Source organism: Streptomyces wedmorensis (assembly GCF_000716445.1).
GTDB classification, from domain to species: domain Bacteria; phylum Actinomycetota; class Actinomycetes; order Streptomycetales; family Streptomycetaceae; genus Streptomyces; species Streptomyces wedmorensis.
The window spans coordinates 18,307-32,312 of the sequence record NZ_JNWK01000085.1 but is presented as its reverse complement, the minus strand read 5'-3'; the positions used below and the strand labels follow the sequence as shown (position 1 = coordinate 32,312).

The following is a 14,006-nucleotide window of genomic DNA, read 5'->3' as shown; positions in this document are numbered from 1 at the left end:
GCCGCCGAGCGGGCCTGGCGGACGCATCGGGAGGCCGGCGCCACCGACGCGTGGTGAACACGGGCGGCGACGTACCAGCAGACGCAGGATCAGAATGCCGGTGTCCACGGGGGTCAGCCCGCCGCGCGCGCCGATGACGCTCTGCGCGTACACGACGCCCAGGCCGTACGCGCCCGCGTGGGCCTTGACGATCTCCATGACCGCGCCGTCCGTCTCCTGGCGAGCCCAGTCGCGCTGCAGTTGCAGGAGCACCCGCACCTGGCGTTCATCGTCGTACGGTCGATGACCTCGTGCTTGGGGAACACCTCGGCGAGCTGAGGCAGCAGGGGTCCGGAGAACGACTCGGCGGCCACCGTGGTCAGGACGGCCGGCACGTCGAAGGCCAGAGCGGCCTTGGCGAGACCCACGGTACTGTTGATGATCGCGGCGCGGTCGCCGCTGCCGCTGCCGCTGCCGCTGCCGCTGCCGCTGCCGCTGCCATTGTCGAAGAACATCTGCGGCTGGTGGTCCACGAAGAGCATGACCGCGTTGTCAGGGGTGAGGAGGTCCGCACTCTGGGCGGCCTGCACCTTGTTGATGTCGAACATGAGGGGTCCTCTCGAAGCGGTCGGTAACGTGCCCGCCACCTCCGCGGCTCGGCACTTCTTCACGCTACGAGCGACCCGACCGACCGCGTTGGCCTCCTGCGCCCAGGGGTTGGCACGACAGCGCACAACCGGTCGAGGACGAGATCCGCGAGGTGTCACGGGCGCGAACGCGCAAGGCCGCGACGTAGGCACACTCGCCCAGAGACCCCTCCGAAACGGCGCGTAGCCACACACCCCGACCCCACGAAGGGCCGGCTCACCAGCGGAAACGCTGCCAGCAAGCACGCCTCCTCCCGTAAATGACGCGGAGGCATCACCCTGGATCACAGGTGACCGGTCCGAGCCGCCGGGACTGATTGTCGGTGAACTCACTCCTTCCGGTAACGGCGACCGCCTCACCGTCACGGCACTCCCCCCAGCACGGTTACGTAGAAGCACTCATCAAGCCAGGCCCGGGACCGACGGGCCGCACGAGACAGGTGACGAACATGCGTACTGAGGCCGCCAAGCGGGTCGAGCTGGTCTTCTCCCTCTTCGACGCCAACGGCAACGGAGTCATCGACTCCGGCGACTTCGACCTCATGACGGGACGCGTTCTGGAGGCGGCGGTCGCATCGGACGCCGGCGCCAAGGAGGCCATCCGGACCGCGTTCCGCCGCTGGTGGACGACGCTGGCCGTCGAGCTGGACGCCAACGGTGACGGCGTGATCACCGTCGACGAGTTCCGCCCCTTCGTACTCGACCCCAAGCGCTTCGGCCCCACGGTCACCGAGTTCGCCGAGGCTCTCTCCGCACTCGGCGACCCGGACGGGGACGGCCTGATCGAGCGTCCGCTCTTCGTGTCGCTGATGACGGCGATCGGCTTCGAGGAGGCGAACATCCACGCGCTCTTCGACGCCTTCGCCCCGGACGCCGAGGACCGCATCACCGTGGCAACGTGGGCCGCCGGCATCGAGGACTACTACGCACCGGACCTGGCCGGGATTCCCGGCGACCGGCTGGTGGGCGCCCCGGCCGTGTGACACGGCCGCGTCGCGAGTGCCCCGGGGCGGAGTCGGCCGCCCCGGGCACCGTCGGCCCGAAGGGCGTCACGGCCCGGGCTTTCGGGCGAAGACCCACCGGTTCCCCTCCAAGGCGTCGTTCGGCTCGGGGAGGGGGCCGCGTCCGTGCCGGCGGGTGTAGTCGAAGGGCGTGCGCATCGACGTGGTCCAGCCCTTGGCCGTCAGGTGGCCCGCCGAGTCGGGGCGCGGTCCCAGGTCGAAGAGGTCGAGCAGGTCGATGCCGATCTGTTCCCGCGTGGCCGTGTAGATCGCGCTGTCGCGGTACGCCAGCAGGTCCTTCTCCAGCTTGGCCTCGAAGGCCAGGGCGCTGCCCCCGGTGGTCAGCCGGTCCACCGTGTCGATGAGGTACGTCTCGGCGGCGCTCGGCAGGTAGAACAGCAGCCCCTCGGCCAGCCAGACGCTCGGTGCGGCCGGGTCGAAGCCGGTGGAGATCAGCGCGTTGGCCCAGTCCGCGCGCAGATCGACCGGTACGGGGACGCGCTTCACCCTCGGGGCGGCCGACAGGTCCGTGAGCACCTGGTGCTTGAAGGCCAGCACACCCGCCCTGTCGATCTCGAAGACCACGCAGTCGGACGGAAGGTCCAGCCGGAAGGCCCGCGTGTCCAGCCCCGCGCCCAGCAGGACCACTTGACGGGCACCGTCGAGGACCGACCCGAGGACGAAGTCGTCGAGGACCCGGGTCCGCAGCCCGAAGTAGCGGGCGAACCTGCCCCACAGCGGGTTGTCGTCCCCTTCCGGGACCTGCCCGATGCGTACCGGCCATTCCGCACACGCCGGGGCCGCCCGTACGAAGTGTTCGGCGTAGACGTCCTGGGCCAGGCTGTCGTGGCGGTGGGTCTCGATCGCCCGGGCCGCGGCGACCAGGAGGGCGGTCAGCCCCACACCTCCGTCCACGCCTTCCGCGTCGGCCTGCCGGGTCGACGCGGCGGCCGTGTCTCCTCCGGTGGTGGAACGGGAGGACTCCCTGGTGGGGAAGGTTTCGCTCATCGGTCTCTTCTTTCCGGCAGCAGGACGGGTTTGACCACGCGGCCGGCGTCGCAGTCGCGTTCGGCCTCGTTGATGTCGGCCAACGGGTAGGTGCGGACCAGCTGGTCGAAGGGGAAGCGGCCGGCCTGCCACAGGCCGGTCAGCCGGGGTATCAGCAGTCCGGGTACCGCGTCGCCCTCGCAGATGTGGCGGATGCACCGGCCTCGGTCGAGCGTGCCGGGTTCGAGCGGTAGCGGGGTGTGGAGGCGTGCCACGAGGCCGAGGGTGCCGGTGGGGCGCAGCGCGCGGAGCGCGTCGTTGATGAGCGGGGCCGAGGCCGTGGTGTCCAGGGCGTACTGGGCTCCGCCGTCGGTCAGTCGGCGGATCCGCTCGGGCAGTCCGTGCGATCCGGCGGGCAGCGGGGTCGCGCCGAACCGTTCGGCCAGGTCCAGCCGCTCGGGATGCCGGTCGACGGCCACGGTCCGCACGCCGGCGGCAGTGGCCGCCATCACGGCGGCGAGGCCCACCGCTCCCGCGCCGAGGACCGCGAGGGTGTCGCCGGGTCCTGCGGCGAAGGTGTTCAGTACGGCGCCTGCACCGGTGAGGAAGCCGCAGCCGAGGGGCCCGAGCAGTTCGAGCGGCAGGGCGGGGTCGACCCGGACGGCGTTGCGGGCCGGGACGAGCGCGTACGCGGCGAAGGAGGACTGGCCGAACCAGCGGGGAGCCAACGCTTTTCCGGCCACGTCGGTGAGGCGCGGTGGTTCCTCCTCGCGCCCGCCGAAGAGGTTGAGGGAGGCGAAGGAGTCACAGTAGGCGGGGGCGGCGGCGCGGCAGTTCCGGCAGTGTCCGCAGGAGTCGAAGCTCAGCACGACGTGGTCGCCGACGCCGAGTGCGATGCCGGGGCCGCCGCCCGTCGCCACCACGACCCCGGATCCCTCGTGGCCGAGGACCGCGGGCAGCGGGCTGCGGCCGGCCGATCGCCGTACCGCGAGGTCGGTACGGCACATCCCGGCTCCCGCGATCTCGACCAGGATCTCGCTGGGGCCGGGCTCCGTACGAAGGGCCACTTCCTCTACCGTGAACGGGTCCTCGTACGAGCGCAGTACGGCCGCCTGGAACCTCCTCGTCACGTTTCCTCCTCCCGCAGGCGGTGCACCACGAACGGCCTGAGGTTGCCGTAGAGGCCCCACGGTCCGCCCGCGACACCGACGCCGCTGCTCTTGACGCCCGCGAAGGGCTGGGCGAGGGAGAGTTCGGCGTGGTGGTTGATCCAGGCCGTGCCGCATTCGAGCCGGTCGGCCACTGCCTCGGCCCGGTCGAGATCGGTGCCCCATACGGATCCACCCAGTCCGAAGCCGGTGCCGTTGGCCGCGTCGACAGCCTCGTGGAGGTCCCGGTACGGCAGGACCGGCAGAACCGGTCCGAACTGTTCCTCGGTCACCACCGGGCTGTCGGGTGGGACGTCGGTGAGGATCGTGGGAGCGAAGAAGTAGCCCGCTCCGTCGAGTCGGTGGCCGCCGGCCGCGGCCCGGGCGCCGGCTGCCAGGGCCTGTCGCGTGACCTGCTCGACCCTGGCCAGCTGTGGTGCGTTGTTGACCGGACCGATCCGGGTGTCCGGGTCGAGTCCGGATCCGACCGCGACGGCCTTCGCGCGCTGGGCGAGGGCTTCGACGACCTCGGTGTGGAGCCGGGCGGGGGCGTAGACGCGTTTGACCGCCATGCAGACCTGCCCGCAGTTGCGGAACGCGGCCCAGAACAGCCGGTCCGCGATCCGCTCCACGTCGACGTCGTCCAGGAGGACGGCGGCGTCGTTGCCGCCCAGTTCCAGGGTGACCCGGGCGAGCGAGGCCGACGCGGCCTCGGCGACGGACCGACCGGTGGGCACCGAGCCGGTGAAGGTGACGTGACGGATGCCGGGGTGGGCGGCGAGGCGGGCACCGAGGGGTTCGCGACCGGTGACGACGCTCAGGACGTCCTCGGGCAGGACGGAGGCGAGGACGGAGCAGAGCAGCCGGGTGGCGAGCGGGGTGTGCGGGGACGGTTTGAGGACCACGGTGTTGCCGGCCGCGAGCGCGGGCGCGAACTTCGCCGCCGCGAGCTGGAGCGGGAAGTTCCACGGCACGATCGCGGCGACGGGCCCGACGGGCCGCCAGCGGACCTCGCTGTGCACGGGTCGACCGTCGTCGATCCGGCGGGTCCTGGGGGCCAGGTCTGCGAAGTAGCGCAGCCGGGCCGCCGTACGGACGATTTCGGCGCACGACTCGGCCAGGGGCTTGCCCTGTTCCCGTGTGAGGAGTCGGGCGAGGTCGTCGCCGGCTGTTTCCACGGCGTCGGCAGCGGCGCGCAGGGCGGTAGTGCGGACTGCGGGGTCGGTGCGCCAGACGTGCCAGGCCCGCTGGGCCCGGGCGACCACGTCGTCCAGTTCGTCCGGCCGCTGGTCGGGGGCCTCGTCGAAGGCCTTCCCGGTGGCCGGGTCGAGGACGGCGAAGCGTGCGGCACGACGCCCAGGTACGCGGCCGGCTTCCGGTGTCGGCATCCCGGTGGTCAGTTCACGGCCGAGGTGCCGACAGCGTGTTCCCGGGCCTGCCGGTCCATCTCCGCCCGGAAGGCGGCGACCAGGTGCGGCTGGATCCTCCCGGCATTGCGGTCCCCGCCCGCGCAGACCGCTCCCCGCACGCCCACGATGTCCGTGCCGATGCGGGTCAGCGGACCGAGATCGGCCTGCTTGACGCTGCCCGCGAGGGCGGCGAGCAGGCCGGAGGCGTGGGCGCGCCGGACGAACTCGGCGCAGGCGTCGGGCGGGACGTGGTCGAAGAGCCGCGTGCCGTCCTTGATGGCGGTGTCCAGCATGGCCGCGTCGGCACCGGCGCGGGCGGCGATGTCGGGCAGGGCGAGCGGGTTGACGCAGCCGATGCGGTGGGCGTCGGCGTAGCCCGAGGCGACGACGAGCGCTTCGGGTCGGTGGTCCTTCACCGCGCGGACGACCGCCCTCATGACCTCGACCCCCTGCTCGGGAGTCGTGCATCCGTACAGGCCGACCTTGATGTACGTGGCGCCGGAGACGACCGCGCCGAGCGCGGCTTGCGCCACCGTGCCAGGTTTGTACGGCACGTCCCCCACGGTCGCGGACACCGGCTTGTCCGCCGGCACCGCGTCGCGGATCTCCCGGATGACCCAGGGGAAGTTGGCGCCCAGCGAGCCCTCGTCGGGCTTCTTGACATCGACGATGTCGAGGTGTTCCGCGGCCTTCGCACAGTCGAGGGCTTCCTCGACACCGTCCGGGGAGATGAGAAGCAACACCGTGAACTCCTTCCGCCCGCATGTCCACCTGGCCGAGGACAGGGGTGCGGATCACCTGGTTCATGTGCGGTGCGCTCATCCTTTCCGTCGCCCCGTGGGCACCGGTAGGGCGCACGGGGCTCCCCGGAGGCTCGTGAAGGGCACGCGCATCACGCGTTGTGCACCGGGCGTGCACCGAGCGTGCACCGGCGTCCGCCGAACCCTGCCAACCGCCCCCCGATGCGTACTTGTGTACTCCGGTGTCTCCGTCTGCCTCCTGCCCGGTCACCAGGCACGAATGATCCCGCAGGTGGCACGCTCCCGTCCCGCGGGAATCCGAAGAGACCGGTGATCGCGCCAAGATCCGGACCATTCCCGGACCAGCCCCTTCATCCGAACCGCCGGCTGCACCATTCTCGCTGATGAGCATGGACGCGACTGCTGCACCACCAGCAGACGAAGAACCTCCCGGTGTCGTACTCACCGAAGAAGCCCGGCTTCTCCTAGAGGCACGAAAAGAAGCGCTTGACCTGGGCTTTTGCCTATCAGGCGCCTCTCTGTGATCTCATCCATCGCAGCAGCCGACTTGCGTCGGAACTCCCGGTTCATCCCACCCGGATCCCGCTCCCGGCCAGCAGGTCCGGGCCATACACGGGCCAGATCGCGGCTCAGCCCTTGGGACTGTTGTCCTCGCTGCGCCGACTCCACTCCTGCATCGACTCCTCGATGAGCCGGTTGGAACGCTCCTGAAGACCGTCCAGGACCTTCTCACGGGCCCGCTCCCACGTCTTGCCATAGGCCACCGCATCAACGTGCCGCCGGCCGCATTGCGAAACACTCGACCATCGGGCGCCACGCCGAAGCGATCGATGTGATTTCGCAGTGTGTACACGAACGACGGCGGTATCGGCACGGGACGCGTGGCCTTGACGGCTCGCCGCCTCAAGGAGTGCACTTCGTGGACCGAGCCATCGTCCGTCCACTCCTTGCCGGCCGTGACGAACCCTCCGCTCAGGTTGAGCATGCCCCAGCCGCTCTCCTGCAGATGGCACCGCGAGATCTGCAGGTGGATGACCTCCGCCGGACGCATGGCCGCGTAGTACATGCGGCCGAAAACGCCTCAAGGTGCGGACCACGTCCCCGTTGTTCGCCAACAGCGGTCAACAGGCGAGCAATCTGTGTCGGGTTCGGAACGCAGGCCGGGTCCACTTCCTCACTGAGCCACTTTCATCTTGTGCGGGAGGGTGAAATGGGCTGTTCGGCGGGTGCGGTGACGAGGCAGGGCCCCTCGTCGTCGGCGTGGTGATTCCACTCAACACACCGGCGACCGAAGGGGCCCTGAAGGTTTCCGTATCCTGCCACGCTCGACGTCCCGCACGAGCTCGTCGAGCATGTCGCCTGGCTGCTGCACGAGCACCGACAGGACCGCGACACCCGCTGGCGCAAGCTCGGCTGCTTCCAGCAGGCACTGCTCACCCTGGTGCACCTGCGGAAGAACGAGACGTTCTCCCGGCTCGGAGCAGGTTTCGGTATGTCCCAGGCCACCGCCTGGCGGTACGTCGACGAGACCTTGGACGTTCTGGCCGGCTGGGCGCCCGGTCTCCACGAGGCGCTGACCGGCCTCGGTGAGGGCGACCACGTCATCGTCGACGGCACCCTGATCCCCATCGACCGCGTCGCCGCCGACGAGCCGTACTACTCGATGAAGCACCGCAAGCACCGCAAGCACGGCATGAACGTGCAGGTCATCGCCCGGCCCGACGGCACACCGCTGTGGTTCTCCCGCGCGACACCGGGCCGCGACCACGCCCGACCGCGAGCTCCGGGCGAACGTGCCTTCGCCCAGGTGAAGTCATGGCGACCGCTCCGGCGAGCCAGATGCTCCACCCGTCGCATCGGCACGATCGTCCAGGCTCGCGGGCAAGGATTCGGCGCACGCCGTTGGAGTGTCACCACCTGCTGCCCGTCCCTTCATCCTCCGCCGTGCGCGAGCCGGTCGCCGTACAGCCCGCCGAAGACACCGGAGGGCTGGTCCGGAAGCCATCCGGCTTCCGGACCAGCCCAAGGTGTCAGGAGGTGGTGAGCTGCTGGTTGGCGCCCGTGCCGCAGGTGTACTGGATGACCTCGGCGCCGTTCGCCGTGGAGACGCCGCTCACGTCCAGGCACTTGCCGCTGTGGCGGGCCAGCAGGGTGATGAACCCGTCGGCCGACCTGTGCACCGCCCACTGCTGGTTGGCGCCGCCGCCGCAGGTGTACTGGAAGGCGATCGCGCCGTCGGCGGTGGAGGCACCGGTCACGTCGAGGCACTTGCCGCTGTGCCGGGCGACGACGTTGACGTAGCCACCGCCCACAGGGCGCAGGGACCACTGCTGGTTGGTGCCGGTACCGCAGGTGTACTGGATGACCTGGGCCCCGTCCGTGGTGGAGGCTCCGGTCACGTCCAGGCACTTGCCGCTGTGCCGCATGCGCAGCGGGACCCAGGTGTCGGCGGCGACGGAGCGGAAGGTCCAGGACTGGTTGGACCCGGTCGTCGGACGGTAGACGCCGACGGGCGCGCCGTCGCTCGTGGACTGTCCGCTGACGTCGAGGAGTTTGCCGCTGGCGCTGTTGACCAGGGTGTAGTGCCCCTCACCGGTGGTGGAGAGCATCCACTTCTGTTCGGCGGAGGTGCCCGCGTCCACCAGGGCGAGGGAGTCGCCCTGGGCGGCGAGCGCCTTGCCGTTGGCGACGCTCGTGATGCGGTAGGCCGCGGTGTTGCCCCAGTCGGTCGAGGCGAGCTTGGTGAACGTCCACTGCTGCGAGGTGGTGGTCGGGCTGGAGTTGCGCTGGACCAGCGTGCTCTGGCCGCCGCTCGTGGCGACGGCGAGGGCCTTGCCGCTGTTGTCGTTGAGCAGCTGCCGCGCGGCGCCGGTGGGAGCCGTGGTGTCGGAGGCGTTCACGCCGGTCGCGGAGGGCAGGACGAAGGTGGTGACGGAGCCCGCGCCCACGGTGGCGGTGAGCGTCTTGCCCGCGGGGGTCAGGTCGCTCTCGCGCTGGAGGTTCTTGGTGCCGTCGGTGGTGTAGCGCTCGACGGCCCCGGTGCCCACGGTCTGGAACCCGGAGAGGTTCAGGGTGAGCCGCTGGGGCTCGTTGGTGGGGTTGGTGTGGACGACGACCGCGCCCTGACCGGCCGGCCGCAAGGCGGCGAAGGTGTCGGCGTTGTCGGTGTTGATCACGCGGGCGCCCGGACGGACGAACTTGGTGTAGTTCGCCAACGCCCAGTACTTCTTGTTCTTGCGGATCGGCTCGGTGGCCGCGTCGGCGGGGGTGAAGTCGGTCTGGATGAGGCCCCAGTTGGAGTTCTCACGGCCCGGCGTCATGTTCTCGTAGTCCTCGACGGCCTGCCACAGCACCCACGCGCTGGGCTCCAGCTCGCGGAAGTCCTCGTTGACGCGCTGGGTGAGGTCGAGGGCGGGGCTCATGTCGGTGAAGCTCTGCCCGACGCTGCCGCCGAGGTCCACCTCGGACATCCACAGCGGCTTGGCCGTCCCCTTGGCGATGTCACGGGCACCGGTACGGCCGCCGGTGCTGTACGTGTGGGTGTTGAGCTTGCCGACCGCGGCCTTGGCCGCGGTGCTGTAGGCCTCCCAGTTGGTGCGGAAGAGGTTCGGGTTGGTCTCGTCCATGGCGGCGATGGGCGTGGTGATCCCGTCGGCGTTCAGCTTGGCCCGCATGGTGGTGATCATGTTGGCCTGGGAGGCAGTACTCCAGTGGGAGCCTTCCTGCCGGCCGCCCGCACCCCAGTAGTTGGTGCTGGGTTCGTTGATGGGGGAAAGGGTGTCGAAGGTGACACCGGTGGCGTCCTGCGCGCGCTTCATGGCGCCCGACAGGTAGGCGGCGAACCGCTCGTACTGGTCGGACCGGAGGTTGTCCTGCCAGGCGTTCCAGTTGCCCGAGACGAGACCGCTGTTGGTCATGAAGTACGGGGCGGAGTTGGAGAACGCCTCGAACGTGTCGGCGCCGCGCGCCTTGGCGGCGGTGAGCCACCAGCGCTGGTTGGCGTCGGCGTTCGGGTTCCAGTGCGTGGGGTTGCTCGGGTCCCACCAGTCGGGAGACTCCGCCCCCGGGCGGTTCCACCAGCCCGGGACGGCGGCGCCGGCCCGCATGTAGGGGGTGGTCTCGGGGCTGTCGCCACCGCCGATGTTGTAGCGGGCGATGTTGAAGCCGAGGCCGTCCGCGCCGTAGAGGGCGTCGGCGAGCGCGTTGCGCTGGGCGTCCGGCCAGCCGCCGGTCACGTTGGCGAACCAGGCGAGCGCCGTGCCCCAGCCCTCGAACGGCTGCTGCTGGTAGCTCGGGTCGGGGCGGACGGTCACCGCCTGCCCGGTGCTTTCCGTCGCCACGGAGGTCACGGGCGTCAGGCCGGTCGCGACGAGCGCGGCCACGGCGGCGGCGCCGACGAGCGCGGCTCTTCGGCGCGCGCGGTTCGGGGTTCGTTCACGGTCGGAGGGCATCGTCGATCTCCTGAGTCGGTCGTTCATCGCCGAGAGGGGCGCGGTGAAGGGGCATGTGCGGCCGGGCGGTGCCGGCCCGAGCAGTCGTGTGCGGCGGGTCCCGACAGGGAGGCGGGGCCCGCCCGGTGGGGTCCGGACGGCGGTCAGGCGGCCGCCCGGATCCACTTCTGCTTGGCGGCGCTGTTGTCGCAGCTCCACTGGATGACGGCGGCGCCGAGGGGGCACAGGGGAACGGCATCGAGCGCGGTGAGCAGGGCGGCCGTCCCCGAGGACGTGCGTCGCATGATCGCGTACCTCGTGGTTTGAGGGGATGAAGTGTCTGGTGGGGCGGATGGGACAGGCGTAGGCGCACCTCCGGTACGGAGATGTCCATTGGAGGGAGCGCCCCGACGGGGCGCATGCTGAACAGAGAGCGACCGCCGGACGGGATCCGGAGTCACCGCCGGAAAGTGTCCGCTGCGTTACGAGTAGGTGTCACCTTCTCGTGTTTGCGTTAACGCGAGCGCTTGGGACGAGAGCTTGGGAAGGATGCGAATGACTGTCAAGGTTTCGGGCAAGATCCACCGAAGGACGACCGGTCGGTATGTTTACACCGGGATGCGGAGGGCCCTTCGCGTGGGCGGGTCTTGAACTCTCCTGACGGAGAGTGACCTGTATGGCGACGGGCAACAGAGCACGGTCACCCCGCTCCCGGCTGGCCAGCCAGTGGCCGCCCCTGGCTGACGTCGCCACGATGACGGGCGTCTCCTCGCAGGCGGTGTCCCGGGTGGCGAACAACCGGGAGAACGTCGACTCCGCCACCCGCGAGAAGGCGCTCTCCGACATGCAGGCGCTCGGCTACCGCCCTAGCACGGCGGCCCGCGCCCTGGTCACCGGCCGGTTCGGAGCCCTGATCCTCGCGACGCACTTGTGATCGACCACCGGGCCGCCTTCGTCATGGAGCTCGGCGGTGGCCCTCGGGGCTCCATAGGTGCCGTCGGAATCCTGGTGCACTCTGTGCATCCGGGCCGAAGGCCCGGCTTCAGCAGTCTGCCGGGCCGTCCGCGTGCCCGCGGTGCGGCACCGCACCAGCAGGAGAAGCCCGAGCGGGCCAGGCCGACGCGTGAGATCCGCCCGCCGCCCCGAACCCCACAGCCGACCTGAGCTGTGCCTCCACCCGTTTGGCACGGCGACTGCGGCTCCGGCCCTCCGGCGCCGGAGTGGCCCTCACCGGGGCTCGCGCCAGGGCGGGGGATTTCTCCTCTCCTTCGGATCCTTTGACCTCCGTCACCGGAACCTCAGTTCCTCCTTTAATCCGGAGTGTTCGCTCTTGACTTCCGTTGCGCACCGGTGCAACGATCGCGCCACCGATGATCGCGCAAACATCGCCGCATCGTCCTCCTTTCTCCCGGCTTCGCCTCGCCCCTTGCCACTTCAGCGGCAAGGGCGGTCCGGCCTGGATCCCGCGTCACGGAGTCATGGAAGTCACGGCCTCAGGCCCTGTGCTTCCCCTCCGGCGCCCTCCCCCTCACCGAACCGCTCACCCGGAGCACCCCTGATGCGTACGCACACCACCCGCAGACTGCTCGGCGCACTCGCCGTGCTCGCCACACTCTCGCTGACCACTACGGCCTGCGGCTCCGACGCCCCGGACGCCGGCGCCGGCAGCGGCGGCCCGAAGGACGTCGCCGCCGCGTTGGAGAAGGGCGGAAAGGTGACGGTGTGGGCGTGGGAGCCCACCCTGAAGAAGGTGGCGGAGGACTTCGAGAAGAAGTACCCCAAGGTCGACATCGAACTGGTCAACGCCGGCACCGGCGACAAGCAGTACACCGCCCTGCAGAACGCGATCGCCGCCGGCAACGGCGCCCCCGACGTCGCGCAGATCGAGTACTACGCCCTCGGCCAGTTCACCGCCGGCAAGTCCGTCGAGGACCTCTTGCCCTACGGCGCCCAGAAGTACGGCACGAGCTTCACGCCCGGCCCGTGGAACGCCGTCTCCCGGGGCGGAGGCATCTTCGCGCTGCCGATGGACTCCGGTCCGATGGCGTTCTTCTACAACAAGAAGGTCTTCGACAAGCACGGCATCGAGGTGCCGACCACCTGGGACGAGTACGTGGAGGCGGCCCGCACCCTGCACAAGGCCGACCCGAAGATCTTCATCACCCGTCAGCTCCTGGAGCGACGCCTGGTACAAGGGCCTGGCCGACGGCTCCATCGCCACCCTCTCCATCGGCGCCTGGATGCCCGCCAACCTCACCTCCGGTGTCGCCTCCGCCTCCGGCGACTGGCGGGTCGCCCCGCTGCCGCAGTGGGAGAAGGGCGACAAGACGAGCGCCGAGAACGGCGGCAGCTCGCTCGCCGTGCCGAAGGCCGCCAAGAACAAGGAACTCGCCTACGCCTTCACCGAGTTCGCCACCACCGGCGCCGGCGCGAGCACCCGCGTCGCCCAGGGTGCCTTCCCCGCCGCCCGCGCCGACCTGGAGTCGAAGGCCTTCCTCGACGCCAAGTTCCCGTACTTCGGCGGCCAGCAGGCCAACCGGATCTTCGCCGAGTCCGCCCGTAACGTCGGTGAGAACTGGTCCTACCTGCCCTTCCAGGTGTACGCGAACTCGGTCTTCAACGACACCGTAGGCAAGGCCTACGTCTCCTCCACCAAGCTCGACGACGGCCTGAAGGCCTGGCAGGACGCCAGCGTCAAGTACGGCAACAGCCAGGGCTTCACCGTCAACAAGTAACTAAGGATCTTCAGAGTGGTCACCGATCGGGTGGCGGTCGGGGGCGGATAGCGGGCGAGGCCTTCGGGCAGTGGTTCGAGATGTCTGACGTCTCAACCGCCGCTCCCGGAGGCCTCGTTGGTCGCCCATCCTGCCGCACTCGACCCGCCGCACGCGCTCGTGGAGTGGGTCACGATACTGATCGTCACCCGTGAGGGTGACCGCCGGTGCAAACTGCGGCCCTCGCAACGCGCCCTCATCACCCTGGTCCACCCGCGCGAGCACCACCTACGCGAAGCTCGCCGCAGGCTTCCGCATCAGCGAAGCCACCGCCCACGCCTACGTACAGAGCGTGATCAAGCTCCTCGCCTCAAGGGCGCCGTCCCTGACCCAGGCGCTTCGCCGAGCACGTCCCGAGTACGTCCTGGTGGACGGCACCATCGCCGAGTGCGACCGCGTCGGCGACCACGAGAAGGACTACTCGGGCAAGACCCGCCGGCACGGCGTGAACATCCAGGCCGTCACCGATCCCGCGGGCGAGCTGATCTGGTACTCGCCGGCACTGCCGGGCCGCACGAAGGCCGTCCTCACCTTCGAGAGGCGACGCTGAAGATCCTTAGGGAAGCCCAGTGTAGGGGCCTCGCCGCGTTCGCCCGCGGTGAGGCCGTAGTCCACGAGAGGGCCGCGGGCACCCGAGAAGTCGTCGCCCCTCTGTCCGCGCACAGGAAGGGGACCACCATCGACGCCCTTCTGGACAAGGGGTTGATCAGCCGCACCCAGCTCGTCCAGCAGGACCGGTACGGCGTCCGGCTCATCTCTGGCGGTGTCCAGGCCTTCTCTCTGCACGGCCGGCGCAGCACCGCGACCCCACTTGCACCGTACCTGCGTCCAGCAAGGCGAAGAACCTGGCATGGCCTGCGAACGCGCGAC

Annotated in this window: 10 protein-coding genes and 4 pseudogenes; 5 read left to right on the top strand and 9 right to left on the bottom strand. The window is 70.1% G+C overall.

Features of this window, described 5'->3' with window-relative positions:
• Positions 1–126 precede the first annotated feature (126 nt).
• A pseudogene (locus tag OO54_RS42035) lies at positions 127–587 on the bottom strand (cysteine hydrolase family protein); the annotation flags it as partial.
• A gap of 488 nt (positions 588–1,075) precedes the next feature.
• Here OO54_RS42035 and OO54_RS38295 point away from each other — a divergent pair.
• Positions 1,076–1,609, top strand: a complete 534-nt coding sequence (locus OO54_RS38295) for an EF-hand domain-containing protein (protein WP_033211768.1) — start codon at positions 1,076–1,078, stop codon at positions 1,607–1,609.
• A 66-nt stretch (positions 1,610–1,675) separates the two neighbouring features.
• Here the strand turns inward: OO54_RS38295 and OO54_RS38290 are convergent, their stop codons facing one another.
• From OO54_RS38290 to OO54_RS48465, 5 genes are all read right to left on the bottom strand, one after another.
• On the bottom strand, positions 1,676–2,635 hold the full coding sequence (locus tag OO54_RS38290) for an SAM-dependent methyltransferase (RefSeq protein ID WP_078905577.1): 960 nt from the start codon (positions 2,633–2,635) through the stop codon (positions 1,676–1,678).
• The gene (locus tag OO54_RS38285) at positions 2,632–3,744 is read right to left on the bottom strand and encodes an NAD(P)-dependent alcohol dehydrogenase (protein WP_033211733.1); all 1,113 of its coding nucleotides are present in this window, start codon (positions 3,742–3,744) and stop codon (positions 2,632–2,634) included. The genes OO54_RS38290 and OO54_RS38285 overlap by 4 nt, the downstream gene beginning before the upstream one ends.
• Entirely contained in the window at positions 3,741–5,150 is a 1,410-nt protein-coding gene (locus OO54_RS38280; RefSeq protein WP_033211731.1) for an aldehyde dehydrogenase family protein, read from the bottom strand. The genes OO54_RS38285 and OO54_RS38280 overlap by 4 nt, the downstream gene beginning before the upstream one ends.
• A gap of 8 nt (positions 5,151–5,158) precedes the next feature.
• Positions 5,159–5,914, bottom strand: coding sequence for a (5-formylfuran-3-yl)methyl phosphate synthase (locus OO54_RS38275; RefSeq protein WP_033211724.1), 756 nt, complete (start codon positions 5,912–5,914; stop codon positions 5,159–5,161).
• 647 nt (positions 5,915–6,561) lie between these two features.
• Positions 6,562–6,696: a hypothetical protein gene (locus tag OO54_RS48465; protein ID WP_267888940.1), complete on the bottom strand. Its 135-nt coding sequence runs from the start codon at positions 6,694–6,696 to the stop codon at positions 6,562–6,564.
• Between the two features lie 496 nt (positions 6,697–7,192).
• On the opposite strand from OO54_RS48465, the pseudogene OO54_RS38270 reads away from it, so the two are divergent.
• Positions 7,193–7,808, top strand: a pseudogene (locus OO54_RS38270) (transposase family protein); the annotation flags it as partial.
• A 154-nt stretch (positions 7,809–7,962) separates the two neighbouring features.
• On the opposite strand, the gene OO54_RS38265 reads toward OO54_RS38270, so the two are convergent.
• Positions 7,963–10,383, bottom strand: coding sequence for an RICIN domain-containing protein (locus OO54_RS38265; protein ID WP_033211722.1), 2,421 nt, complete (start codon positions 10,381–10,383; stop codon positions 7,963–7,965).
• Positions 10,384–10,526: 143 nt separating this feature from the next.
• Positions 10,527–10,667, bottom strand: coding sequence for a hypothetical protein (locus OO54_RS46170; RefSeq protein WP_157856594.1), 141 nt, complete (start codon positions 10,665–10,667; stop codon positions 10,527–10,529).
• Between the two features lie 371 nt (positions 10,668–11,038).
• Here OO54_RS46170 and OO54_RS38260 point away from each other — a divergent pair, with 371 nt between their 5' ends.
• A complete protein-coding gene (locus OO54_RS38260; protein WP_033211720.1) occupies positions 11,039–11,296 on the top strand; it encodes a LacI family DNA-binding transcriptional regulator in 258 nt (85 codons plus the stop codon).
• Here OO54_RS38260 and OO54_RS48965 read toward each other — a convergent pair.
• Positions 11,221–11,385 carry a helix-turn-helix domain-containing protein gene (locus OO54_RS48965; protein WP_078905576.1) on the bottom strand — a complete coding sequence of 55 codons (165 nt, stop codon included), beginning with the start codon at positions 11,383–11,385 and terminating at the stop codon, positions 11,221–11,223. The two genes, OO54_RS38260 and OO54_RS48965, sit on opposite strands and share 76 nt — an antisense overlap.
• Positions 11,386–11,920: 535 nt before the next feature.
• Here OO54_RS48965 and OO54_RS42030 point away from each other — a divergent pair.
• Positions 11,921–13,097: pseudogene (locus OO54_RS42030) on the top strand (ABC transporter substrate-binding protein).
• A gap of 117 nt (positions 13,098–13,214) precedes the next feature.
• Positions 13,215–13,653 (top strand): annotated as a pseudogene (locus OO54_RS42025) (helix-turn-helix domain-containing protein); the annotation flags it as partial.
• Between the last annotated feature and the right edge of the window lie 353 nt (positions 13,654–14,006).